This window comes from Candidatus Sysuiplasma jiujiangense (assembly GCA_019721075.1).
Lineage (GTDB): Archaea > Thermoplasmatota > Thermoplasmata > Sysuiplasmatales > Sysuiplasmataceae > Sysuiplasma > Sysuiplasma jiujiangense.
This window is the reverse complement of record JAHEAD010000005.1, coordinates 59826-84225: the sequence shown is the minus strand read 5'-3', so window position 1 is coordinate 84225 and position 24400 is coordinate 59826. Positions and strand designations below refer to the sequence as shown.

Here is a 24400-nt window from a genome sequence, read left to right as displayed (position 1 = left end):
GCAATAAATTATTCTATTTCGCCCACATCACTTTATCCATGGCCGCATCTGGCAGGTGTGTCTGACATTGCTTATGGAGATTGCAACAGTGGAACATGGCGAAATCACCGATGAGCTTTCCAAATTCATAGGATCGATAAAAGAGAATAGTGTTGATGAGGAGAAGTTCCTTCGTTTTCGAAAACGACTGAAAAATCACATGTTTGCCGAGGAGGAAGTGTTATTCCCGGCTGTCGTCGATGCGGAACACATCAGGATAGCAAGGGGACTGGAATATGAACATGCCGCGATCTGGCTACTTGCCCACAGGATTGCATCCGGACTTCACAGATCGGATGTCGGCTACGTGCTCAAAAAGGCGCAAAGCGTGACCAGATTGATCAGCTTTCACATCCGAAGAGAGGAGGAAACGATATACGGTTTTCTAGAAGACAACATTGAGGATGATGATGCTGTGGATTTAATTGCGAGGATGAAGTCTGATACGGTACCTGAAGACTGGGTATGCAGATATCTTCGGGATAACAGCCGGTCCCCGGATGAAATGATCAGGTGAGCATTCTAACAGTCCGTAAAATGAGATGCCAGATTTGAGAGATAGCAAGAAGGATCGAATCCCCATATATCTCCGCTCGATGCAAGGGCCCTCCCTCTTGAGTCGCCATTGCATACTTCAAAGTACCGGCATGAGCCGCAAACGACCCGGTCTTTCCTGTTTCCCAGTTCCCCGACAATCCTGTTCGTCCCGCCCCATATGCTCTCGAGCTCACCGATGTTACCAAGCTTCAGCCGTGTAAACTGGTCGGGGTAAACATTGCCGTCAGGATCGACGTCTGCAATCCGTTCACCCGATTTGTTGCCGCCATTTTTCCTGAGTAAGGCGTAAACAGATTCGGACCTGGTCAGAAGATAGGCAAGTATGCCGTCAACAGAATTATCTGCAGTCAGTATTTCAAACTCCGAAGTTGACGCTGCGGCAGCGATTTTCAGCATGGCATCCAGCCTCTGCTCATTGCTGATGTCAAGCTGAGAGGAAGCCCTTCCGACGTATCCAAGATGATAGAAACATATCCTGTCGACACTTTCAGTCTGTGCCAGTTTAAGCATGAAGTCTACAAAATCGACATTGTACTTTGTAAGTGTAAACCTGAAACCCGTCCTGATGCCGGCCTCCCTGCAACCGCGTGCGTTCTCCATGGTTCTTCTGAATGCGCCATCAACACCCCTGAACTTATCATGGATGAGCTGTGGACCGTCGATGCTTATTCCGACGTAATCAACAAGCCTCTTCATTCGTTGAATATTCTGTGAGCCAAGGAGGGTTCCGTTCGTCGAAAGAGTTAGTGTCAGGCCGTATTCTCTCGCTTCCTCCATTATGATGAAGACATCCTTTCTGAATAATGGCTCACCTCCTGAAATCAATAAGTGCTTCACGCCCAGATCTGCAGCACTCTTCAGTCCATCGAGCCATATCCCCAATGGCAGATCCCTGAAATGTGAATGACCCGAACCGGAATAACAGTGGGCGCAGTGCAGATTGCAATTTCGCGTTACATTGAATACCATCACCCTGGGTTTTAGCGTACTGTTTTCAGGAAACCGGATGGAATCGTTTCTTCCCTGCTTTCCGGCCATCAGCTTTGTAAGATCAATCATGCATATCGCAACCCCTTTGGCATGTACACGCAGAAAGGATCTTCGCCGAATGCGTCTCCTGAAATTGAAAACGATCTTGCTCTGCAGCCGCCGCAAACCGTTCTGTATTCACACATGCCGCACTTGCCAAGCAGATCTGCCGGTTTCCTGAATTTCGCCATTGAATCCGATCTGTAGATGTCCAGAAGTTTTCCTGATTTTACATTTCCGATTCTGACCGGAAGATAGCCGCATGGCATTACAGAACCGTCGGAACTTATGAACACGTAACCGTTTCCTGCCATGCATCCTCTTGCGCCATTGAGACTCTTCCTTCCTAAAGAGTCGGGCTTTACCGGGGAAAGACCAAAATCATTCATAATCCTGACCAGGTACGGTGCGCATGTCATTCGGACGTTGATGCCGTTTATCCTCCACTGAGCGACGGTTCGCATCACAAGTTCTGCCTCTTCCGGGGAAATCATCATGCCGACGCCTGCCCTCCCCGTAGGCACAAGCATGAAAATATCCCACATTGAGACATGCATTGAAAGCACGATGTCTTTGATTTCATTCAGCAAGCCGATATTGAATCTGCTTATTGTGGTGTTTATCTGCACACTGATGCCCGCTTCCTTCAGATAGCCTATTGAGCTGACAGACATCTTATAAGAACCTTCAAAACATCTGAAACTGTCATGCACCGTTTCTGTGCCATCGAGGCTGATTGAAACAGTGTCAATGCCTGCCTCTTTTATCAGCCTTGCGTTTTCTCTGTTAATGCGTGCACCGCTGGGAGAGAACGCAGTCCGTATGTGTGACGAAGAAAACGCAAGCAGCTCGAAAATATCGTCTCTCTTCATTGGATCTCCGCCGCTGATCACGAACAACTTTACACCGGAATCCGATATATCTTCAATGAGACGCTTCGCCTCCGATGTGGTAAGTTCGTCCGGGGATCTGTATTTTATCGCATTCGCTCTGCAGTGCTTGCAAGCGTAGTCGCAGGCTTTCGTTGACTCCCAGACGACAACGAAGGGGCTGGACCCATCGTAACTGCCTTCTCTGTCAGCCATTCATATCACAAATCTAAATGTCAAATGACGCGCGATGTCATTTCCTTCCCAGATTGGATGAGCTCAGTATTAAAGTGATAACGAGAATCGCGATAGAAAGGAGCCGGTTTACAATTCTACCCGAACCAATCTTCACTCATCCACCTTCTTGCGCAATCGCCGGTTGCTGCATAGCCGTTCAGTTCATCTCTTTCCGGGCGTTTACCTTCCATGCGCCCCGGTGATCTCAGGTTGAATATGATTCCATATAAGGATAATCCTGAACATTTTAGGAATCATATTGATATACAATAAATAAGAGCGATGCATAACAAACATCGACCTATTCAGGGGAGAAACGGTCAGATGCCTGAGAAAAATGAAAAACTGCATGAAAAAGAGGAGACTAAAAATGACGGAAAAGCACCTGAAGACGAGACAAGGAGAACATTCCTTAAAGCCGCCGGTGCATCCGCTGGAGCACTGATTTTCGGTGCACTGTCCTTTGAGACGTTTATTACACCTGAAACAAGATACACACCGGTCATTGACGGTTATCCGGTGGCCGTCCTTGTCGATAGCTCGGGGAAACCGATTAAATCGGCACTTATTCCTCCCGCAACCACCGCAAGCAGTTCGTATCCCATCATGGCGTTCAATTATCCGCTGCAGGACGAACCCAACATACTGGTGAAACTTGATGGTGTTCAGATACCCAATGGGGCCGGACCGGGAAACAACATTACAGCATTCAGCGGCATATGCCAGCATCTGGGCTGCGTTGTTCCGCTGCTTGATTATCATCCGCACAACAGCATTCCGTTTGAAGCAAAGTTAATCGGCTATAATGAAACAAACTGGCCTCCGTACGGACTCATGTTTTGCAAGTGCCATGGAAGCCAGTATGACCCTACCAGGGGGCCACACAACCTCTATAATTCGGGACCTGCGCCAAGTCCTGCAAATCATTCGCTTCCGCAGGTTCTTCTTTACGTTGATACAGATGACAATGTTTATGCAATAGGTATTAACCCCGTGAATGCGGTTATAAGAACACATCTTGAGGAGCCCGGAGGCGAGGAATATGGTTCCAGGGTTATGGATGAGAATCTTTCCGGCGGGACCCTGCTTCCGCTGTACAAGGGACCGCCTCTTCCTTCACTGCCTCAGGAAATTAAACCCGCCGACAAACCCCTGTACATGACGATAGTGGCCAGCAGTTCGAACGGACCGTGGCCTGGAAGTTTCTGAAACTGGATTGTGGTGATTAAAATTGAGGGAACCTAATGAGTACAATCTGATGGAACTGGCAAAACCCGATGCGCCAATGGAGGGTTCATTCTCAATAAACCTAAGGCCAATCAGAAAGCACGAGCTTCGCATCGACTACTGGACCGGTGCCTTCCTTGCCACAGCACTAATTTACCAGATAGCCACTGGAATACTGCTTGCCTACTACTATCAGCCTGGAAGTCCGTACAGTTCAACACTTATGCTGATGGGCACCGTTCCGTTCGGGGAAGTACTCCTGACATCACACCTGTTCATGGCATATGCAATGGTGGCGATGGTCTATTTGCACATGTTCAGGCAGTATTTCATAGGCGCATACAGGGGAAAGTGGAGATGGCTGCAGTGGATAATCGGTGTTGTGATATTCCTCCTCGTCAATACCATTGCGGCGATGGGATACATGCTTACGGAGTCGGTACAGAGCGTTCTTGGTCTGCACGTTTCGGAAATACTTCTTCAGCGTAGCATAATCGGCAGGCTGGCGCCTGGGCTTGCAGGCTGGCTGATTTCAGTGCTGGTCGGTAATGGTACGACTGTGGAGTCATGGGAACATCTGCTTGTTCTGCATGCTGCGATACTCAGCGTTATACTGCTGATTCTCGTCTTCATCCACTTTTTCCTTTATGAAAAATCGGGACCATACGATCCTTCCGCCAGCGATAATGAGAAGAAGATCCCCTGGTTTCCGGTAAACCTCCTCTACACAGCCTTCATAGGGATGGTTTTTGTTGCGGGTGTTCTGATTGCGTCGGCACTCATTCCACAGACGCTGCCGCCTGCATATGGACAGCTGGTATACGGAACGACACCGTTTCCTGACTGGTACGAGATGCCTGTCTATAAACTGATGGATGTAGCTGGATTCGGACTTTCTACCGGGGGAGTCCCGCTGGTGTTTGCACTTCTTCTATACCTCATACTCGTACCATTTATCGACAGATACAAGGAGAACGGACCGCTTGAGAGACCGATGATGACATTCATGGGAGTATTTATCATCCTCTTCTGGCTGGTCGTTGGTCTGTGGGGTTACGTGCAGCCGGGACTGTCTCAAACAAGACCACTGACGCTCTTGATGCTTTATGCCCTGACATTCTGCTCTATCGTGCCGGTTTACGCTATGAGGCACGCCAAGAAGGATCTGAGTTCGCGGGCGGTGAAGCAGTGAATAACAGGCTGCTTTACCTCATAGTTGCAGTGCAGGTTGTGATAGCGTTTGGCATGTGGTATATCTCCCTGCTGAACCCGGTAAGATATCAGTCGGCATGGGCAATAATGCTGGGTGTAGAATTCATTCTTACAGCGTCAATATTACTGATGGCGATGAGGTTTTTTGCAGGTGGTGGTTATGGAAAATAATGCACTTATGGCATATTACCTGTCCATGATAGTGTTCATAATCGGTTCCATAGCAGTCATTATGTTTGCTGCTGTGATCGAGCCTGTTGTTGCCCTATACCACGAACAAACGCATTCAATGACATCACCCATATTCGGCAATTTTTACAACTTTCTCGTCGGACTCGAAACAATTGCGCTTTTCTTCACAACACTTTCCCTCATATTGTTTCTTGTATCGCTTATCCTTGCCAGAAGAGCCAAACTGAAGATGTCCTGGATCACGCTGCTGTTTCCGATAATACTGTATGCGTTTGCGTACGGACTCATAGGGGTGAGCCTGGTTTGAAGGATGACAGAACCGATCTGCTCATAATTGCCGCCGGCATAGTATTGCTCGTCGTAGCCTCTCCTCTTTTCGATTTCTACCAGCTTTTTCCGACCATTAATTCGCTGATCGGTCCGCATCAGATATCGAGCTGGGTTGCGCTGGGACTTGGTTTTGTCGGATTCATAATGATAATTTATGGTGCAGCCAGACGCAACATATGAATGCAGGCTTGCATCGCCGTACATCACATACGACCGAGCTTCTCGGAAATGTTTTTGTTTTACGGCAATTTCACGCCTCGGCTGTTTGGTGAAATGCCGAGAAACATTAAAACAGAAACTTCATGAATTTCAACGGGCTTTTATTTAGAAAGGCAATTAAAATTAGGTATGATCTCAGAGCAGGGATTAGCTAGAATTCAATAGTATGCACGGTCTGCCGGCTTATCCCCTTTCTCTACAGACTTGACATAGGGTTGGGAAAGAACGCCCATCTGCTGCAAGGCGGACACGAGAGAGGTGAGCATCCTGTTATTCTCCTGAACGGTTTTTGAAAAAGAATCCACGGAGTTTTCCAGCGCTTCGATCTTCCTGTAGATGTTCGAAATTTCACTCCTGAGCATTGACAGAATTTCTTCATTGTTTTCAGCCATCAATATCACACCGCAGTCACTGACAGGCACCCGGCTTATGCATCAGCCGTGAGACGCATCACCCACAAACACTTTAAAATCTGCGTCTCGGAGGCCTATACCTGGTATACCGTCAAGCCGTGAAACAATTTTGCCATTTTCAAACATAATTGCCGTGGGAATAACTTCAATCAAAAAGTTATCCCATAGCTCACTTTCGGTGTCTGATATGTCGGCGAGAGCCGCATCCATAGGCAGATTTCTGACCAGTTTTTCATAACCGGAAACAAATTTTCTGCAGTAAGGACACCATCTGGCATGAAACAGCACAACTGTCTTTTCGGCTCCGCGGTAACTGTTACCATCGAAGTCATGTATGGTCAAATTCTTCATGCTTCATTCTCAGAATTAAAATCATACAAATAGGTAACGGTATCGGAAGTGTTCATGTTTTCAAGGCAGCTTGCAGTAATGTGGGGCTGCGTATGGGTGCAATCTTTTTGATCCAACAGGCGCCAATGGCAAAACGCACGTATCCACAAAACTTCGGATTTGCATGATTTAACGGGTCGCCGGTTCAACCGCGGCACCCTGGCAAAAATCAGTCTGATTCGCTGTTTAACTGCGACTGTATTCCAGACATGCACCGACAAAGTTCTTTGCCAATTGCCTGTTTGAACCGAAATGTATGTGGATGAACGAGCCTACAGTACCGTGAAAAACGTATCCCTTATTGCTCCATTTGTCCCCTTTTCCGGCCAGGACCTCAAACGGTGCATCGTTCTTTCCCGATCCTCCGTCAACTATACGTGCATAATGAAATTCATGCCCCCGCGACGTTGTTTTCGGTGGCCCAAGAGGCGTTTCAGACAGAGTTCTTATTTTTCTGTAACCTATCACCGGGCTTGAAGCCATTTCTACAGTGGCGTCAAATATTCCGGCCATTCTGTGCTTTGTCCTGCCGATCTTTATATCTCTGCAGAGTAGCATGAATCCACCGCACTCGGCATAAATCGGCATCCCGCTTTCAGCCTTCTCTTTCAGACTATTCAGCATTCGCCCGTTCCCGGTGATTTCCGGCACGTATAGTTCAGGATATCCTCCTCCTATGTATAGGCCGTCGAACTCGTCGAGACTGCTGTCCTGCAAAGGCGAAAAGTTGCAGATTGCTGCACCCGCCGATTTCAGAAGATTAATGTTGTCTGCATAGTAGAAATTGAATGCCGGATCTGAAGCGACACCTATCTTTACCACAGGTTTTACTGCCGGCGATGATCTTGCGGTCCTGAGCTCCGGTGCACTGCCCGCGATCAGGAGCAACTTCTTCAAATCGAAGGTTTCAGCCAGTTCGTCCGACATTGCATCGATTTGTGCACGTATTCGACGCATGTTTGCTGGAACCTTCAGTCCCAGGTGAATTTCAGGAATGCTGAAGGAAGCCGAATATGGCAGACCGCCGAGTACATCAATACCGGCGTTCAAAAAGGCAGATCGGCAGCCGTCAAAATGTGCCATTCCTCCGACTTTGTTGAGTATAACACCGGCAATTTCGATTCCAAAGCTCTCTGATATCCTCTTCAATCCAAGGGCGGTGTAGGCTGCAGTTCTCATCGTCGCCGACACATCCATGCATAAAATGACCGGAGCGCTCAGCAGCCTGGCTATCCAGGCTGTGCTTGAAAAATCGCCCGTTGCTCTGACGCCGTCAAAGAGACCCATCATTCCCTCTACAACAGAAAGCATTCCTCGCGCTTCACTGGCAGCAACGGTTTCTGTTATATACCTGGCGTTTGTCATGAAACCGTCAATATTTGTCGACTGCGCGCCGGCTGCCACCTGATGATACTTAGTATCTAAAAAATCGGGGCCAACTTTGAAGGGCGCCACCGGTATTCCTTTCCTGCGGAGAATGTTCATTACAGACATAGCGACCGTGGTCTTTCCTGAACCAGAAGAAAGACCCGCAACTACCAGTCTTCCCCTGTATACCTTATTCACGGTTCCGGAAATGGTTCATCAGATTTGAATTTCTTGCTCATTTCTGCGTAGCGGGAGATATCTTCCTTTGACAGCGGTTTAACTTTTTTCATTGCCTCATCAAAGTCCTTATTTGTTACTTTCACCGCTGAAAGGGACTCTTCATCGATCTTTCCTTTCTGATCAATGTATTTTTTCATGGCAATCATTGCAGCCTGATTGCAGACTGCTGCAATTTCTGCGCCTGTGTAGTTTTCCATCTTTTCAGCCAGTCTTTCGATGGAGACGTCCTTTGAAAGAGGCTTTTTCCCTGTGTGTATCGCAAGAATCGCCTTTCTGGAAGCCTGATCCGGAAGGGGGACATATATCAGCCTGTCGAATCTTCCGGGCCGGAGAAGTGCAGGATCTATGATATCAGGTCTGTTTGTTGCTGCTATAACGGAAACGCCGTGCAGTTCTTCAAGGCCGTCGAGCTCGGTAAGCAGCTGGCTGACCACCCTTTCGGTAACCTGAGCGTCACCAACCCCACTGCCTCTCATCGGAACAATCGCGTCGATTTCATCTATAAATATAACACAGGGAGCGGCCTGACGCGCCTTGCGAAAAGTTTCCCTTACGGCCTTCTCACTTTCGCCCACCCATTTGCTCAGGAATTCCGGTCCCTTTACATTTATGAAGTTTGCTTCACTTTCGTGAGCGACAGCCTTCGCCAGCAGTGTCTTTCCCGTTCCTGGAGGACCATGCAGTAGAATCCCCCTTGGAGGCTGGACATCCAGTTTTTCGAATGCGACTCCGTATTTCATTGGCCATTCTATAGCCTGCTGGAGCTCTTCCTTCAGTTCATGAAGACCGCCGATATCATCCCATGTGACGTTTGGTTTTTCAACGAGAACTTCACGAAGACCAGAAGGCGACATTTCCCTGAAGGCCGCCGTAAAATCATCCATTGTTACTTTAAGTGAACGCAGTACATCTGCAGGAATCGTGTCTGAATCTATATCGATTGCAGGAAGAATCTTTCTCAGCGATCGTATAGCGGCCTCCTTGCAAAGCGCCCAGAGATCTGCACCCACATACCCGTGGGTCATTTCGGCCAGCTTTTGAAGATTTACATCATCAGACATCGGCATGCCCCTCGTGTGTATCTGAAGTATTTCCAGCCGGCTCTTCTTGTCAGGAACACCTATTTCTATCTCCCTGTCAAAACGGCCCGGTCTCCTCAGTGCTGCGTCGATTGCGTTGGGCCTGTTCGTTGCCCCTATTACGACGACCTTGCCTCTGCTCTCCAGCCCGTCCATGAGTGCGAGCAGCTGGGCAACCACTCTCCTCTCCGTCTCGCCTGTAACTTCGTCTCTCTTGGGTGCAATGCTGTCTATCTCATCGATGAATATGATGCTCGGAGCATTCTCCTCAGCCTGCTTGAATATCTCACGCAGCCGTTCCTCACTCTCGCCATAGAATTTGCTCATTATCTCCGGGCCGCCGATACTGGTGAAATTTGCATTCGTCTCGCTGGCAACTGCCTTCGCCAGCAGTGTTTTTCCCGTTCCTGGAGGACCGTGCAGTAGAACGCCCTTCGGTGCCTCAACTCCAAGTCTCTCGAACAGCTCAGGATGTTTCAGCGGGAGTTCTATCATCTCCCTGACCTTCTTGACCTCGCCTTCAAGGCCGCCAATATCCTCGTAGGAAACCTTGGAGGCTGCCGATACCGGCTCCTTTACGGCTTTCGCAGATATGATAATCTTGGTACCTCGAGAAACTATAGCCGCGGGACCGCTCGGCACAAACCCTGTGACCATCAGCTCCACCTTATTGCCCATTACGTTGAGCTGAAATACGTCCCCCTTGGAAATTACCTTGCCGTCCAGCACGGTTGAAACGTATTCTTCTGCACCTGAAAGCTTCAGCTCTTCAAGGGGCGCAACGGTAACCTTGCTACATTGCTTGGGAAGTATCTTGGTGATGCCTATTTTATCGTCCAGGGATGCGCCAGCATTTCTGCGCTGTATTCCGTCCATTCTGATAACTCCCCGGTTCTCATCCTCCGGCAGGCTGGAGCCGAGTATGGCAGCTGTTCTTCTTCTGCCCGTTATCTGGACATAGTCACCTTGTGAAAGATTGAGAATACGCATTATTTGGCTGTCGAGCCTCACTAATCCGGTTCCGACGTCGTAGGTCCTTGCTTCTGCAACCCTCAGTATCTTTTCGTCCCGCTTCATAAAAACACAATTCCGAATAAAAATATGTTTGCACTACTATATAAAATTATTTCAATGCGGCTCCAATACCGTACTATATTCGTGTTCGGCACCCAATGAGGTTCAGGCACCTGTTCGACGTTGAGTCCCGAAGACGCAACAGAACCCTTTTTGCATTTCACAAACATAGCTTATGCTCAGGTGCAGGAATCAGGAGAAACTTCGGCCCGTCCTGTCAGGACAAAGGTTTCCTTTCCTGATTGAGCAGTGAGCCCGTGTGGTGCCTGTAACTGTAAACTAAATACATCGGAAAGTGCATTGCTGCATAGGCGTAGAGGCCGTTTAATCCGGAAGGCCGGTTTTCATTTTCCGATAAGCCTGGAGTTTTACCGCAAGGCATTCTAAGACGGGAGCAGGCAGACACTGCTTGCCTGAGGTGACAGTTCATACTCCAAAAGTTCAATATACAGCCATGACATTCGCAGTCATTCGGGTTCTAAAAGGTGTTCGATTGGCCGGTTCATATTTAATCATCCAGGGTCTGCAGGATTATGGCCTGCTTGTGCTCAGAGTCGCTATCGGATTTGCACTGATTGCGCATGGTTATCCCAAAATGGGGTCGAGAAGGGAGAGCATCATAGACAGCATGCGGGGGAGGGGTATTCCCGGGCCCGTAACGTTGCTGGTAGGTTATTTTCAGTTCATTGCAGGGATACTGCTAATATTGGGGGCGGGAACGCAGATTATCGGACTGCTTGTGGCGCTTGAGGCAATTGGTGCCTTATATCTGTATGCCCGAGTAATGAAAAAAGGATATCTTTACGGATATGAGAGCAGCGTCGCATATCTGGCAGTCGGTCTTGCTCTTTTCTTCCTCGGAGCAGGAGCAATATCGGTGGATCATTATCTCATACCGCTGTTGTGAGAGGATAATTTCCGTATGCCCAGGGTTTACACAAGAACCGGTGATAAAGGCGAAACCAGCCTGATAACCGGAGAGAGAGTGAAGAAAACAGATCCGGTGGTGGAAGCACTCGGTGCAGTGGATGAACTGAATAGTGCAATTGGCATTTCGATTGAAGACGTAAAGGATGGTCTGCTGTCTGCCATACTGAAGAGGATTCAGAGCGAACTTTTTACACTTGGTGCGGATCTTAACTCAACAGGAAAGAACATACCCGGCATACCTCATGTAAAGCCGGTAATGACCGAGAGACTAGAAAGGGAAATAGATGGGATGCTTGCGAGGATGCCTGAACAGAAAACGTTCATACTGCCCGGAGGAGGCAGGGGAGGAGCATCCCTGCACATGGCAAGGGCGATATCGAGGAGAACTGAACGGCGCCTCGTTTCGGCTTCATCGAAAGAAGGGTTCAATCCGGAGATATTACGATACATAAACCGTCTTGCCGATTTCCTGCATGTTGCTGCCAGATATGCAAACCACATCGAAGGCAGAAGCGAAAATGCACCTGCCTACGACGATTGAATGCCTGCACGCCCACCAACCGGGCTGTCACTTATTCTTCAGGTTTCTGTAAACCACCCGCATAGGCTTGCCTATCCTGGATGGCCACCAGTTGTATTTCCTGAGATAAAGCATGACCGCAGGGACAAAAAACGGCCAGCTGACGAACGTATCTATCAGCACCCCCACTGCGAGACCCAGACCTATTTCCTGAATTATGCCGATGCCGCTAAAAATTAGTGAGGCGAATGTGACAAAGAGGAGTGAGCCCAGTGTTACGATTACACCTCCATTTTCAATTATGCTTGTGCTTATTCCATCCCTGTCGCTTCTACCATTTATCACTTCTTCCCTGACTCTGGTGACCATGAAGATGTCATAATCGAGTCCAACCGCTAGAAGCGTGATTACTGTGAACATCGGGAGAAATATCAGTATCGGAAGATGCAGGGTGTAGTAAAGTGCAATATAGGTTATTGCGAGGGCTACAACAACCGATGCAAGAACCATCGCAATAAGTCTTGCCGGTGTGAAAATGGAAGTAAGCTGGACTGCAAGAACTGCAAGTATCGCAAAGGCAAGAACCGGAACAAGTTTTGCGAAACTGAGGCTCGTAAAAGAGTAGGCGTTCAGAAAACCTTCGGTCAGGCCGCCTATGAATAATTTAAAGTTTCCGCCTACACTTCCGTAAAGCAATGCAGGCATGGAGTTGACAAATGAAGAAGACTGACTTCTCCAGGCGAGCGATGAGAGCTCAAATGTTAAGCGCACATAGGTTGTGTTGCTCCCTACAAAAGACAGCATCTGCGACTCATACTCAGATTTGTAGGCTGAGGGGATATTGCTCAGATTGAACGGAACATAGCTGCCGAACGGGTAAGTCGGACCCTGAATCTGCGCAATGTGACTGTTCTCTGAAAGCGTGTTTTCGATCGATGTTATCTGCAGCATCTCTGTGTCATTGAAAGATGTGTTCCCGTTGAGAACAGGCGATGGAAACTGCAATATTATGTATCCGAGATCGAACAGATCCCCATGGAAGCCGGAATTGACAACCTCGATTGCCTTGATTCCGCTGCTGGCCGGTATCAGATCAAAGACATCAAAGTTGGTTGGTGTTGAAGCATAAACGTATGAACCGACAATTGCAACAACGAGAAAAACAGCCAGTATTTTGCCCTTGTTGCCTATCACAAAGGTTGAAATCCTGTACATTGTGGTTTCGTTGTCTGGCCTGTTTGAACCCAGCCTGGATGGCCAGAATATCCTCTCCCTGAATATATTGAGCAGTGCTACCAGGAGAGTGTTTGACACAAGCACCGCAAGCAATACCCCTATTGCGTTTGTAATGCCCGAATCACTGAACAGAGGAACGCCTGACACGTAGAGTGCAACATAAGAAAGGGCAACTGTTGCGCCGGAAGTGAAAATAGCATGACCGGCCCACTGGGTGGAAACTATTGCCGGGAACTTGTTGCCCTTTCTGAGCTCACGCCTGAACCTCGACATCATGTAGACAACGTAATCACTTGAAAGTCCCAGCAGCAGAATGAGCAGAAGCGTCGGAGTGATGAATGAAATAGAGGAATGGAGGATGTATTTGTAGACCAGTCCGTTGACAGAAAATGCGGAAAGTGCACTTATGCCAAACATCAAGAGCGGCAGGAATGCGGCCGTTACCGATCTGAAGAATACTCCGACGATTATTATTGAAAGGACGATGCCGATTATCAGAGCCCTTATCATACCAGTAAGCGTTTCCGATGAGAGCTGATTGTTCTGCTCAGTCGAACCGGCCAGATAGTAATGGCTTCCTGGTATAGGCGAAACTTCACCGCCAACCAGGGAAGATATGTGAACAGACTGCCCGGAAGTAAGCTTTCCTGATGTTGTGAGAATGAAAACGACGGTTGAATTATCATACCCCACAAACTGATGGTAGACATAGGGTGTCGGAATGAATGGATACTGGGAGAAACCAGATAACGAAACTGTCTGATTGGCAAGATTCGAAACCGAACTGGTGTTGTTCAGGAGACTGAGATATGGCGTGAGATATTGCGGCTGAGCGGCAGCAAAGGGATTGTATTCAAGTGACGCCTGGATACCATGAGAAACCAGCCTGACAGCTGTCGATCCGTATGCTCCGGTGGCCTGCAATCCCTGGACGGAATACGAGACATTGAAAAAGTCCTGTATTGTCAGATCCAATCCGGATACTACAAGGCTGTTCACTTCAGAATTTGATGAAAGGGAAGGAACAAACTGCATCTCGGTGAAGTTGTAAACGTATGAGAAGAAATGACCGAGGTCAGAACTTGTAGACAGAGAAAAATCTGAAAGTGAAAAATTCTGCATAATGGACACTGAAATCTGATGGAGAAGCCCATATGTTACTGAAAACTGGTAGTATTGTGAACTCGTATTAAGTATGTCCTGGCTTATTGAATAATACGTTCTCATTGTCAGGTTGGAAATATCAGAGGTGTTCCAGTAGCCGTAGAAAGTAGTGTAATACAGATTGACCAGATTTCCTTCCGCCGAAATGTTTTTCAAGACTTCACTGTTTGCCAGGGTAACGTTACCGCCCGTTGCACTAAGGTAGTGCAGAAAGAGGGCTGGTATGCCGTATACCATTTCCAGTGTCCTGTTCAGTGTACTGTTTAATGCCATGATGCCATTAGTTGTTGTGTTAAGCAGAGAATAAGTTCCTGCGAGTTCGCCTTTTGCTTCATACGACAGCTGCAGCATGGTGTTTTTCTCAACTGTGAAAATAGATGTTATGTTTCCTTTCAGACTGCTGCTGTTGAGGTAGGAAACAAGCAGGCCGTCCATTGAAATAAAATGGTCAACAACACTTCTCTGGTTGACGTTTGTACCAGTTGTAACGATGACCAGGCTCTGATCGCCGGCCCGCGATACAGAAGACGGGAAATTATCACTCAAAAGCTTCTGTGCCTGGGAAGACATGGAGTTGGAAGGAAAAATTCCGGATGCGAGATTGTATGAAGTTTCACTGAAAAGCAGTCCTGCAAAGGGAGCGAGGAAAATGATTGCGGCAATCCAGAGAAGAATGATCGTTTTGCTCCTCTTCTGCGAAAGTACGCCAAGCGATCTGAATGATTTTTCTAACACCAAGCCACCGCTCTATTTCCACATTGCGCGATTAACTACTGCTTAATAAGGTTGATGAATGAACGTGCGGACAGGAAAGTGAAGTCGCTAAACTTATCATGAGATAATACGAACCGGTTTCGCAAATGTGTCTCCAACTTCAGAACCGATGCGCTTGACCTTATCCAAATCAAGGCCACGTTTTTTGCAGATGTGCTCTATGCCTTTGAGCATAAGCCATCCTCCAATAGATATTATGCTGGAGGTGCCCAGCCTTGAAAGGAGGCCACCATGACTTGAAGGTGCAGAATCCCTCGCAGCCATTTTTGCAAGATGACGGTAAGAAGCATAGTATACAGCGAGCTGTGATTCATTAAGTTCTATCTGGGAAAACTGTCTGCTCTTTATCAAACCAAGAGGTACGTTTTGCATTGGAGTGATTGTGAATTCGAATGCCCTGTGGTCGACGATGGAGTTGCTGAGGCGGTTAATCAACTCAACTGTTTCCCAGTTGTCTTCATCCGTCTCCTCCCTCTGCCCGACCTGGCAGGTGAATGCCGGCCTCCAGTGGTACCTGTTGAAATTATGGACACCCCACCATACTATGTCCTGCCAGCTTCCGTCTGTCCCTATCTTCAGCGGGAGTGTCTTGTTCGGCATGTGTATCTTCGCAAGCCTTTCGCTCCCTGTTTCTACACCAACCTGGACTCCGATCCAGTTTGAAGGCCCTGCCTTTAGTATGTCGCTTAGCTTCATAATGAGTTCCGGATAAGCAGCAGGTATCGAAATTCTTCCGTGGGTCGGATTTGCGCTCTCGATGCCTGGCACAGACATAACACTCCTGAATAAATCGATAAGCGCGTCCTCATTCGGCTCGAAAAGACGGCCATGCTTATAGGCGAAAATCTCGTCTGTGTGGAGCCAGGCATTGCTGTAGCCCCCCTTTGAAACATTGACACCGATCTCCTTCACTATCTTCTCCACGGGATAGTATCTGGATGGTCTGAGAGTAACTTCACAGAAATCGCAGCCGACGCCACAGCCCCTCATTATTTCAGTCATGCTTTTCATTGTCGGTTCCACAATTTCGGGGATATCCTCCAGGGTGGGATAGTTCTTGGTTCCAGGTTTTCTGGTTATGAAGCGAGCATTATCCCTGTATGCACGATGAAAATTGTCGTCAAAGCTCAGGTAACCGCTGTAAAACCTGCCGGTGTCAACCTGCCCGGAAGAAATCTGATCGAAAAGGTCACAGACAATATCGTCTGATTCTCCCTGAAATGCATAATCGATGCCGCATTTTTCCAGTTCTTCCGGAAAAAGTGTGAATTCCCAAACGCCCGGACCGCCAACAACGAGTTTTGCCTTCTTTCCTTTCCTAACTGCATTTATCTTCTCCATCAGCCTGTACCATTCGCGTCTGACCCACGGATAACCCGTGCTTTCGAAGAGTATCATGTAGGATACTGTAAGAGGACCAGTTCCAAGAGGGTCCATCGTGCTTACTCCTATGACCTCTGTATCGTCTTTGATAAAATTCCCCAGGTGATCTTCATGGGCGACGGCAACTTCTTCCCTTTTGTGCCTGGTCAAAAGCGCAGCTTCAAGCTTTCTGACAGAATAAGGCGCATACTTTACCCTCCCATCCGGAAGTGAGGGAGAAAATGATCCCTTCAGGTAATCGTAGAAAATTTCAGGAAGGACGTTGGAGGGAGCACACGGGAGGAAGTCAAGAAGAGGAAAATTACGATAGTCGTAACTTAATGTAGCATCTGAAACAAGCACATATTTTGTCATTCCATATTCCCCTCATCAGTCATATTTGCACTTTTGGAGCTGTATGATCACTAGTTCAGTTCTTAACTTTTTTGGAATAGTGGTATTTTAAACTTAGGTCTTGTTGTTATAATATAGTTTTATTTTTAAACCACAATTGTGTTCAAAAAGAATTACGGGGGGAGGACGACAGGACATTCTATTTTCAGACGACATTACCTTTCCGGCAAATTGTTCGTTGATTGTGGATTTCAAATTAATTTATAGACTACAATAGAAAGAAATACATTGACAAGCCGACTGCCGTTAACATAACACCGTCATTGGGGCACTAAACTATCACCTTTCATGCATGCGGCGGAGCAATCCCCAAGTTTAAAAGAAAATTACGCCATTTGAGCAACCCCCGGTGTCATGTCCAATAGGCAATGTAAAAACACTAAACTCGAACAATTCTCCGGCTGGCTGGTGAAGCAGGAAGTTAGACATTTGACTGTTACAGCACAAAACTATTATCTGCATTTACAATTGGGTTAACAGAAAGGTGATTCTTTGTCTGAAAAAAAAATCAGGGGCGAAATGACAAGATATGATGGAAGCACGGGTAAAATAGATGCATACATTACCGGTCCTGCCGGAAGTGATAAACATCCCGGCATTGTACTGATTCATGAGATTTTTGGTTTGAACGATCACACAAAGGATGTGGCTGACAGGATTGCAAGAGAAGGATATGTGGTTCTCGCACCGCATCTGTTTTCCAGCAAGCATGTACCGCAGACAATGACACAGCAGAACATACAGCTCACCATGCAGTTCATGATGTCTCTGCCTCCTGAAAAACAGAGGGATATGGGTTATGTCCAGGAGCAGTTGGCCAGGTACGACGAAACCAAGAGAGACGCAATTCAGTCGCTGATGGGCGTTCTCTTCAATTTGCCGAGGCAGAAACTTGCCGAGGAACTGTCTGCAGGGGTAGACTATCTCAATTCGCTTCCAAATATTCATTCAGGAAATATCGGTAGTGCCGGTTTCTGCTTCGGCGGGGCAATGTCTGCCGAACTGGGGTGCACCGGGAAGACGGCCGCGACAGTAATTTTTTACGGCCAGAATCCGGAGCCGATCGACAGGGTAAAAAACATGAATGGCCCCATTCTCGGGTTGTACGGCGCCTTGGACAAGAGGATAAATGAGCATCTAAACGAACTTGTCAGGGCATTTGTCGACTATGACAAGATATTTGAGTTAGTGGTGTACAGGGGGGCTGCCCACGCCTTCTTCAATAACACAGGCAGAAATTATAACGAGGAGGCCGCAAAGGACGCATGGGAACGTCTGAAGAAATTTTTTTCAGCGAATCTCATGTGAGGCTTCTAACAACGTTTATTAGGGCATCGGGTTTGATTACATGACCCGGCACACTCAAAATGGATACTGAATCGTCATGGGAAGCGGGGTGAGATTACGGATATTGGCATAATCGGCGTTCCGATGGATCTTGGACAGAAGAGGAGAGGAGTGGACATGGGTCCTACTGCCCTGAGAATAGCGGACCTGGACAAGCGGCTGGCGGAACTCGGGCACAAGATAACCGATTTCGGCAACGTGGGCGGACCCGATAGATCTACTGCGAGGCATGGCGACGAGAGAATCCGATATCTGGATGACATTCTCAAAATGTGTGAAAATATTGCTGAACAGGTATCGATGTGTGTATCCGGAAAAATGTTTCCTCTGGTGATCGGAGGGGATCAGAGCGTGTCCGTTGGCACATTAGGTGGGCTTGCATCCCATGGAACCAGAAGAGGAATTATCTGGATTGACGCGCACGGTGATTTCAACACACAGGAAACCACACCTTCCGGAAATGTTCATGGAATGGCACTGTCGGCCATTCTGGGATATGGACATCCGAAGCTGGCAAATTTCAAGAGAATAAAACCAAAGGCAATAGAGGAAAACACTGTTTTGGTCGGCGTCAGAAGCATAGATGAGAAGGAGTCGGAGCTTATCGAGAGGTCCAGAATAACAGTTTTCACCATGAAAGAAGTCGATGAGCTGGGCATCGCGAGGGTGATGAGGGAAGCAATAGATATTGCGGCCAGGGGCGTTGACGATGTACACATGAGTTTTGATATCGATGTCCTTGATCCCAGGGAAGCCCCTGGAACAGGGACGCCTGTTCCGGGCGGCCTGACATACCGGGAGGCACATCTTGCAATGGAGATGCTGTATGATTCAGGTGTAGTTACCTCCGCGGAACTTGTTGAGGTAAATCCCATACTCGATCAGTCGAACAAGACGGCCGAAATAGCAGTACAGCTTCTGGAATCACTCATGGGAAAGAGAATTTTTGAGCGGAAGGTTGCGGTAAGCCGAAGTGCGGTGAAGAAAGGTAACACTAAAATCAGCAAGCCAGGCACTTTCAACCGGAATGCAAAACTGGACAAATTCAAATGAGCAAACTTACGGAAAACCGTGACCTATATCTTCTTGTGACCTCAAGGGTCGCCAGAAGTCTCGCAGGCGGAATCCTTTCCGTAATAATCGGCCTATACTACAAGTATCAACTGCACCTTTCACTGACGCTCATCGGAGTGCTGTTCGGCATAGGGGCCCTTTTCACTCCACTCCTGACTCTCGGCATCGGCAGGTATGCGGATCTTCATGGAAGGAAAAGGCTTCTTCTGCTTACGCTTGCATTTCTTCCGGCCGCAGTTCTGATAATGCTCAGCACCTCGAATTTCATCCTGCTCGCAGTTTCTGCGGCGCTCGGAGGATTTGGGATAGCCGGAGGACTTGTAGGAGGAGGCGTGGGAGCCTCTGTTGCCCCCATGCAGACCGCACTTCTCGCTGAGAAGACAAACAGCTCAAACCGCACACTTATTTTTTCTGCATTCACCATCGTGTCGAGCGTTGCAGGCTCTGCAGGCGCATTACTTTCAAACATAAGCAACTACGACATGCTCTTTGCCATCGCGCTTTTGTTTTCGCTTCTGTCGTTTGTGGCTGTATTGCCAATACGGGAGGCATTCAGGCCGCAGAAAAGAACTGAACGGAAGACAATTACTGACAGGAAAGACAACAGCCTCATAAGAAAATTTGCAGCAACAGGAATGCTCAACGGTGCGAGTCAGGGGCTTATCATACCCTTCCTCCCGATAATTCTAAGACACCAGTTCCTGCTGACAAACGGAGAAGTCGGTGATTTGTTCGCAGCGGGCGGAGTGATTACGGCCTCCTCCATGATTTTGACGCCGTATCTTACAGCCAGACTTGGATTTGTCAAATTCATAATATCGACAAGAGTCGTTTCGACTCTTTTCATGCTGGTGTTTCCATTTGCAATAAATGCGCTCTTTGCCTCTTTAAGTTATCTTGCATTTACTGCATTCCGCGCAATGGCTCTTCCCTCGCAGCAGTCGCTGATGATGAACCTGGTGAGCGAACAGTCCAGATCGTTTGCCACGGGAACCAATCAATCCGCGCGGCTCTTTCCCGCGGTTGCCGCTTCCCTGTCATCAGGTGCCATCCAGGATGCCTATCCCGTTTCGATCCCTTTCGAGATGGCAGTTGTCCTCAACTTCTTCAATGTCTACCTGTATCACCGCTTTTTCGGTAAAATGCCCGAGGCAAACGTGGCGAAGATTGCCCCGCATATTGAATAAGACCTTTCGTGTCAACCCACTGACACATCAGAGAATCAACATCTGAAAGCACATGCGAAAAATGTAGCGTTTACCGATTTCAGTGGTACAGGAATCGTTAAAAAGAAAATCAGTGCGGGGAAATGAAGCTATAAAACTGCTTCAGTAAAACAAAGTTGAGGCTCGTCAATGATTTATAATAGTAGGTAGTTAAACACTTAACTGTTATGGTTGAATACAAATGGGTCGCGCTTTCAAACACCACGCTTGGTGTTATGATGGCGATGATAAACAGCACAATAATTTTAATTTCGCTCCCTGCAATTTTCAAGGGCATAGGCATAAATCCGCTCACCTCGTTCCAGTACCTTCTCTGGATATTGTTTGGCTACAATATTGTTACAGCAACCCTTCTCGTGACATTCGGGAGACTGTCTGACATATTCGGAAGGGTCAAACTCTACAACATGGGCTTCGCCATCTTTACAATCGGTTCAATTGCACTGTCTCTCACCCCCGGGAGGGGGGACACTGCAGCCAACTTCATCATACTCTTCAGGATCGTTCAGGGCATAGGAGGAGCATTTCTCTTTTCCAACAGCGCTGCGATTCTGACTGACGCGTTTCCGCACAACGAACGCGGTAAGGCACTCGGCGTAAACCAGATTGCGGCTCTCGCGGGCTCACTTGTCGGTCTTATTCTCGGCGGCGTTCTCGCATCCTATGACTGGAGATATGTTTTTCTCGTAAGCGTTCCGTTCGGGCTGTTCGGAACGCTCTGGTCATACTATAAACTCAGGGAACTGGTAAAGCCTGAGCGGAAGAGCAGGATAGACATCGCCGGCAACACAACATTCGCCGCGGGCCTGACACTGCTTTTAATTGGTGTGACGTATGGTTTGATGCCTTACGGAAAAGCCAGCATGGGATGGTCAAGTCCATGGGTTGCCGCATCTGTTTTCGGAGGCCTGGCGCTGCTCATTATTTTCCCGTTTGTTGAATTGAAGGTTGAACAGCCAATGTTCAACCTGAGACTTTTCAAGAGAAGGATATTCACGGCTGCGAACTTTGCGGGCATGCTTGCTGCAATTGCAAGAGGCGGCATGATGATCATGCTCATAATTCTCCTTCAGGGTATCTGGCTTCCGCTGCATGGATACAGCTATTCGTCGACACCGTTCTGGGCAGGCATCTATATGCTGCCGATGATGGTCGGCTTCATCATAATGGGCCCACTGAGCGGGTGGCTGTCTGACAGGCACGGAGCGAGGTTTCTGTCAACTGCCGGCATGGGCATTGCAACTCTTTCTTTCCTCCTCTTTCTTCTCCTGCCATATGATTTCCAGTACTGGGAATTTGGTCTTCTGCTTTTGATGCAGGGCATAGGAATGGGTATGTTTGCCGCGCCAAACACTGCCTCGATAATGAATTCCGTTCCGCCCGAACAAAGGGGCGCAGCTTCAGGCATGAGGGCAACGCTCCAGAATTCCGGTCAGACTGTGAGTCTCGCGATATTCTTCATCATAATTATCGATGCTCTCACCTCCTCGTTGCCCGGCGCCATTTCTTCAGCCCTCGCCTCAGCCGGCGCCTCTTCACAGCTGATTGCAATAATTCGATCATTGCCGGCGACAGGCGAATTGTTCTCGGCGTTTCTTGGCTATAATCCTATATTGACAATGCTGGCAGCTTACCCTTCGCTGACTTCATCCCTGTCTCCCGCAACATATGCCCTGCTTACAGGGAAGCACTGGTTTCCGTCCGTGATTGCAAATCCGTTCATGAATGCGCTACGCGAGGCTTTTCTGGTAAGCGCGATACTTTCGGCCATAGCGGGTATAGTGTCGCTCTTGAGGGGGAAGGTATACATATACGATCTTGAAGAGAATACAGATGCCAGGCCGGATATTGCAGCTGAAAACAGGACCGTGAAAAGACTGCACACGAGGTACAGGGAAATTGCAAGAAAGTATAAGGATGCCGGAAAACTATCCGACGAGACAGGTGCAAACAGAGGAGGGTCTAAATAATCCATGTCTAGGGCGGAAAAATCCATGAAGGCATGGTCTAACTTCATAGACGCGGCCAGGATGATGAAGAGGGATTTTGACAGGGAACTTGGAAAGTGCGGGATCTCATTTATCGAGTTCAAGATAATTTCCATTCTGGAGAAAAACGGTCCTATGACGATGGTGGCCATATCTGAAGAACTGATATTGACCAAGGCAGGTGTCACGCTCCTTACTGACAGACTGGAAGAGAAAGGTCTGCTGGAGAGGACAAGGAAGGAGGGGGACAGGAGGCTTATCTATGTGTCGACAACGGTGTCCGGCAGGCAGGTATTCAGAGAGGCGAACCAGCTGTACTTGAAGCTAGTCCAGTCAAAGCTTGACCTCCTGAGCAGCAATGAAGTCGAAAGCCTGATAGAAATTATGGAGAAGATGAAAGGGCTTGGCAGACGGGAACACAGCACCTCTTCCGTCTGATGCTCTTTCGGCACATTCCGAACTTACCGGCTCAAAAACGACGAATAGTTTATGAAATAACAAGTGTGATAGACTTATGGATGACAATATGTTGCCGGCCGCGTCAAATGTATCGGAATCACTATCGGACGAACTGACAATTGTTGAAGAAACGAGGATGGAAATAACCGAAGCCCTTGTCCTTGTGGGTTTCCCGACCATAGGACTTGTTAGTTCCATCGTTGCCAACCATGTGATAAGGCAACTGGATCTCAAGCGCATAGGATACATCTCTTCCAGATTTTTCATACCTACAGCGGTCGTAATCGACGGTGTTCCAAATCCGCCCGTCAGGATCTATGGTGGAGACCATGTTTGCGGACCTGAGAAGAAATGCCAGCAGGTCATTGTGATAACCTCAGAATTCACACCTCCGCCGGACACAATGGATGCGCTTGCTAACTGTATTCTTGAATGGAGCGCGAGGAAAAGGAGTTCCACGATAATTTCACTCGAAGGAATAAACACACCATCTGACACCGCTCAGACAGAGCCGTCGATTTTTGGCGTCGGAAGCACGCTGGAGGCAAGACACATGCTGAAGGATTTCGGCGTTGAGCAGATGAGTGACGGGATGGTTGGCGGCCTGTCAGGCGTACTGCTTCACAAGGGATCGGTCAGCAGGAGGAACGTCATTTCACTACTCGCAGAAACGCCTGCAAATTATCCGGGTGCGAGATCGGCTGCCAGAACTATCGAAGTGCTAGACCACATGCTGCCACTCATAAAGCTGGATCCGAAACCGCTCTACAAGAAGGCGACCGAAATAGAGAACGCGATTAAGGATGCCCTTTCAAAATCCAGGCCTCAGGGAGAACTGGGTTTCAGCGAAAATAACCCGGCCTATAGTTGAAACTAGGGGGACGAAACTCTTGACAGGGGGAAGAAGAAAGGCAGCTCTTGCTGTTTTCGTCTCTGCTGTTGCCATACTGTCCATAGCTGCCTATTCCGTTTTAACTCCCGGAGCTGTTGCCGGACATAAAGTGAGAGCAACACTGATCATTGATTTCAACAATGGGCATCCTCACAGTTTCTACAAATACAAGGTTTTCTGGCGAATGACCGGCGGTAAATGGGAATTCACTGAAGAGGCATCAAATATCACGACATATGTGTTTGAGAACGTGACCGTCAGCACTCCTGACGTCTGGGTGCTGATGAACGAATCGTCGGGAATTATGCGATCTACCGCGGGATACGGCCTTATGATAGTGAAAACCTACTATCCTGAATATTCTGACTATTTCATAACATCTATAGCCGGTGTTTCCAACAGCAATACACTCGGTCTCTACTGGCAGTATGATGTAAACGGCTCGCTGGCCCTGTACGGTGTGCTGCACGAAACAATTCACCAGGGGAGCACTGTTGACTGGTTCTTCGGCAGCTACAGTGGTCAGTAAGATAACTGG

Annotated in this window: 23 protein-coding genes; 15 read left to right on the top strand and 8 right to left on the bottom strand. The window is 48.1% G+C overall.

Going from position 1 to position 24400, the window contains the following annotated elements:
- Positions 1–67 precede the first annotated feature (67 nt).
- Complete coding sequence (locus KIS29_04600) at positions 68–556, top strand: hemerythrin domain-containing protein (protein MBX8639604.1); 489 nt, start codon at positions 68–70, stop codon at positions 554–556.
- A 5-nt stretch (positions 557–561) separates the two neighbouring features.
- Here KIS29_04600 and KIS29_04595 read toward each other — a convergent pair whose 3' ends face one another.
- The gene (locus KIS29_04595) at positions 562–1656 is read right to left on the bottom strand and encodes a radical SAM protein (GenBank protein MBX8639603.1); all 1095 of its coding nucleotides are present in this window, start codon (positions 1654–1656) and stop codon (positions 562–564) included.
- Positions 1653–2711, bottom strand: a complete 1059-nt coding sequence (locus tag KIS29_04590) for a radical SAM protein (protein MBX8639602.1) — start codon at positions 2709–2711, stop codon at positions 1653–1655. The genes KIS29_04595 and KIS29_04590 overlap by 4 nt, the downstream gene beginning before the upstream one ends.
- Before the next feature lie 345 nt (positions 2712–3056).
- On the opposite strand from KIS29_04590, the gene KIS29_04585 reads away from it, so the two are divergent.
- From KIS29_04585 to KIS29_04565, 5 genes are read left to right on the top strand one after another with little or no spacing between them, the layout of a single operon-like run.
- Positions 3057–3941, top strand: coding sequence for a ubiquinol-cytochrome c reductase iron-sulfur subunit (locus KIS29_04585; protein MBX8639601.1), 885 nt, complete (start codon positions 3057–3059; stop codon positions 3939–3941).
- 49 nt (positions 3942–3990) lie between these two features.
- Positions 3991–5151, top strand: a complete 1161-nt coding sequence (locus KIS29_04580; GenBank protein ID MBX8639600.1) for a cytochrome bc complex cytochrome b subunit — start codon at positions 3991–3993, stop codon at positions 5149–5151.
- Entirely contained in the window at positions 5148–5342 is a 195-nt protein-coding gene (locus tag KIS29_04575) for a hypothetical protein (GenBank protein ID MBX8639599.1), read from the top strand. The genes KIS29_04580 and KIS29_04575 overlap by 4 nt, the downstream gene beginning before the upstream one ends.
- The gene (locus tag KIS29_04570; GenBank protein ID MBX8639598.1) at positions 5332–5670 is read left to right on the top strand and encodes a hypothetical protein; all 339 of its coding nucleotides are present in this window, start codon (positions 5332–5334) and stop codon (positions 5668–5670) included. Before KIS29_04575 ends, KIS29_04570 begins: the two co-directional genes overlap by 11 nt.
- A complete protein-coding gene (locus tag KIS29_04565) occupies positions 5667–5873 on the top strand; it encodes a hypothetical protein (protein ID MBX8639597.1) in 207 nt (68 codons plus the stop codon). The genes KIS29_04570 and KIS29_04565 overlap by 4 nt, the downstream gene beginning before the upstream one ends.
- 197 nt (positions 5874–6070) lie before the next feature.
- On the opposite strand, the gene KIS29_04560 is transcribed toward KIS29_04565, so the two are convergent.
- The 4 genes from KIS29_04560 to KIS29_04545 all read right to left on the bottom strand — a co-directional run bounded on the left by KIS29_04560 (position 6071) and on the right by KIS29_04545 (position 10479).
- Positions 6071–6304 carry a hypothetical protein gene (locus KIS29_04560; GenBank protein MBX8639596.1) on the bottom strand — a complete coding sequence of 78 codons (234 nt, stop codon included), beginning with the start codon at positions 6302–6304 and terminating at the stop codon, positions 6071–6073.
- Positions 6305–6346: 42 nt separating this feature from the next.
- Positions 6347–6676, bottom strand: coding sequence for a thioredoxin family protein (locus tag KIS29_04555; GenBank protein ID MBX8639595.1), 330 nt, complete (start codon positions 6674–6676; stop codon positions 6347–6349).
- Between the two features lie 225 nt (positions 6677–6901).
- Positions 6902–8281 (bottom strand): cobyrinate a,c-diamide synthase, encoded by a 1380-nt coding sequence (locus tag KIS29_04550; GenBank protein MBX8639594.1) that lies wholly within the window; start codon positions 8279–8281, stop codon positions 6902–6904.
- On the bottom strand, positions 8278–10479 hold the full coding sequence (locus KIS29_04545; GenBank protein MBX8639593.1) for a CDC48 family AAA ATPase: 2202 nt from the start codon (positions 10477–10479) through the stop codon (positions 8278–8280). The genes KIS29_04550 and KIS29_04545 overlap by 4 nt, the downstream gene beginning before the upstream one ends.
- Before the next feature lie 490 nt (positions 10480–10969).
- Here KIS29_04545 and KIS29_04540 point away from each other — a divergent pair, with 490 nt between their 5' ends.
- Together KIS29_04540 and KIS29_04535 are read left to right on the top strand one after the other, a co-directional pair.
- The gene (locus KIS29_04540; protein MBX8639592.1) at positions 10970–11383 is read left to right on the top strand and encodes a DoxX family protein; all 414 of its coding nucleotides are present in this window, start codon (positions 10970–10972) and stop codon (positions 11381–11383) included.
- 15 nt (positions 11384–11398) lie between these two features.
- Positions 11399–11947, top strand: a complete 549-nt coding sequence (locus tag KIS29_04535) for a cob(I)yrinic acid a,c-diamide adenosyltransferase (GenBank protein MBX8639591.1) — start codon at positions 11399–11401, stop codon at positions 11945–11947.
- 27 nt (positions 11948–11974) lie between these two features.
- Here KIS29_04535 and KIS29_04530 read toward each other — a convergent pair whose 3' ends face one another.
- Positions 11975–15061 carry an MMPL family transporter gene (locus tag KIS29_04530; GenBank protein MBX8639590.1) on the bottom strand — a complete coding sequence of 1029 codons (3087 nt, stop codon included), beginning with the start codon at positions 15059–15061 and terminating at the stop codon, positions 11975–11977.
- 96 nt (positions 15062–15157) lie between these two features.
- Complete coding sequence (locus tag KIS29_04525) at positions 15158–16837, bottom strand: B12-binding domain-containing radical SAM protein (GenBank protein MBX8639589.1); 1680 nt, start codon at positions 16835–16837, stop codon at positions 15158–15160.
- 531 nt (positions 16838–17368) lie between these two features.
- On the opposite strand from KIS29_04525, the gene KIS29_04520 reads away from it, so the two are divergent.
- The 7 genes from KIS29_04520 to KIS29_04490 all read left to right on the top strand — a co-directional run bounded on the left by KIS29_04520 (position 17369) and on the right by KIS29_04490 (position 24391).
- Positions 17369–18184 (top strand): dienelactone hydrolase family protein, encoded by an 816-nt coding sequence (locus KIS29_04520; protein MBX8639588.1) that lies wholly within the window; start codon positions 17369–17371, stop codon positions 18182–18184.
- Positions 18185–18277: 93 nt separating this feature from the next.
- Positions 18278–19276, top strand: coding sequence for an arginase (rocF, locus tag KIS29_04515; GenBank protein MBX8639587.1), 999 nt, complete (start codon positions 18278–18280; stop codon positions 19274–19276).
- Complete coding sequence (locus tag KIS29_04510) at positions 19273–20484, top strand: MFS transporter (GenBank protein MBX8639586.1); 1212 nt, start codon at positions 19273–19275, stop codon at positions 20482–20484. The genes rocF and KIS29_04510 overlap by 4 nt, the downstream gene beginning before the upstream one ends.
- A 206-nt stretch (positions 20485–20690) precedes the next feature.
- A complete protein-coding gene (locus KIS29_04505) occupies positions 20691–22493 on the top strand; it encodes an MFS transporter (protein MBX8639585.1) in 1803 nt (600 codons plus the stop codon).
- Between the two features lie 3 nt (positions 22494–22496).
- Complete coding sequence (locus KIS29_04500; protein ID MBX8639584.1) at positions 22497–22949, top strand: MarR family transcriptional regulator; 453 nt, start codon at positions 22497–22499, stop codon at positions 22947–22949.
- Positions 22950–23025: 76 nt separating this feature from the next.
- Positions 23026–23841 (top strand): PAC2 family protein, encoded by an 816-nt coding sequence (locus tag KIS29_04495; GenBank protein MBX8639583.1) that lies wholly within the window; start codon positions 23026–23028, stop codon positions 23839–23841.
- Between the two features lie 19 nt (positions 23842–23860).
- Positions 23861–24391 (top strand): DUF4430 domain-containing protein, encoded by a 531-nt coding sequence (locus tag KIS29_04490; protein MBX8639582.1) that lies wholly within the window; start codon positions 23861–23863, stop codon positions 24389–24391.
- Positions 24392–24400 lie beyond the last annotated feature (9 nt).

Bases quoted from the DNA above. Each gene is read 5' to 3' on its own strand.
- KIS29_04595 (MBX8639603.1), bottom strand. From the start codon at position 1,656: ATGATTGATCTTACAAAGCTGATGGCCGGAAAGCAGGGAAGAAACGAT.
- KIS29_04590 (MBX8639602.1), bottom strand. From the start codon at position 2,711: ATGGCTGACAGAGAAGGCAGTTACGATGGGTCCAGCCCCTTCGTTGTC.
- KIS29_04585 (MBX8639601.1), top strand. From the start codon at position 3,057: ATGCCTGAGAAAAATGAAAAACTGCATGAAAAAGAGGAGACTAAAAAT.
- KIS29_04580 (MBX8639600.1), top strand. From the start codon at position 3,991: ATGGAACTGGCAAAACCCGATGCGCCAATGGAGGGTTCATTCTCAATA.
- KIS29_04570 (MBX8639598.1), top strand. From the start codon at position 5,332: ATGGAAAATAATGCACTTATGGCATATTACCTGTCCATGATAGTGTTC.
- KIS29_04560 (MBX8639596.1), bottom strand. From the start codon at position 6,304: ATGGCTGAAAACAATGAAGAAATTCTGTCAATGCTCAGGAGTGAAATT.
- KIS29_04555 (MBX8639595.1), bottom strand. From the start codon at position 6,676: ATGAAGAATTTGACCATACATGACTTCGATGGTAACAGTTACCGCGGA.
- KIS29_04545 (MBX8639593.1), bottom strand. From the start codon at position 10,479: ATGAAGCGGGACGAAAAGATACTGAGGGTTGCAGAAGCAAGGACCTAC.
- KIS29_04535 (MBX8639591.1), top strand. From the start codon at position 11,399: ATGCCCAGGGTTTACACAAGAACCGGTGATAAAGGCGAAACCAGCCTG.
- KIS29_04525 (MBX8639589.1), bottom strand. From the start codon at position 16,837: ATGACAAAATATGTGCTTGTTTCAGATGCTACATTAAGTTACGACTAT.
- KIS29_04510 (MBX8639586.1), top strand. From the start codon at position 19,273: ATGAGCAAACTTACGGAAAACCGTGACCTATATCTTCTTGTGACCTCA.
- KIS29_04505 (MBX8639585.1), top strand. From the start codon at position 20,691: ATGGTTGAATACAAATGGGTCGCGCTTTCAAACACCACGCTTGGTGTT.
- KIS29_04500 (MBX8639584.1), top strand. From the start codon at position 22,497: ATGTCTAGGGCGGAAAAATCCATGAAGGCATGGTCTAACTTCATAGAC.
- KIS29_04495 (MBX8639583.1), top strand. From the start codon at position 23,026: ATGGATGACAATATGTTGCCGGCCGCGTCAAATGTATCGGAATCACTA.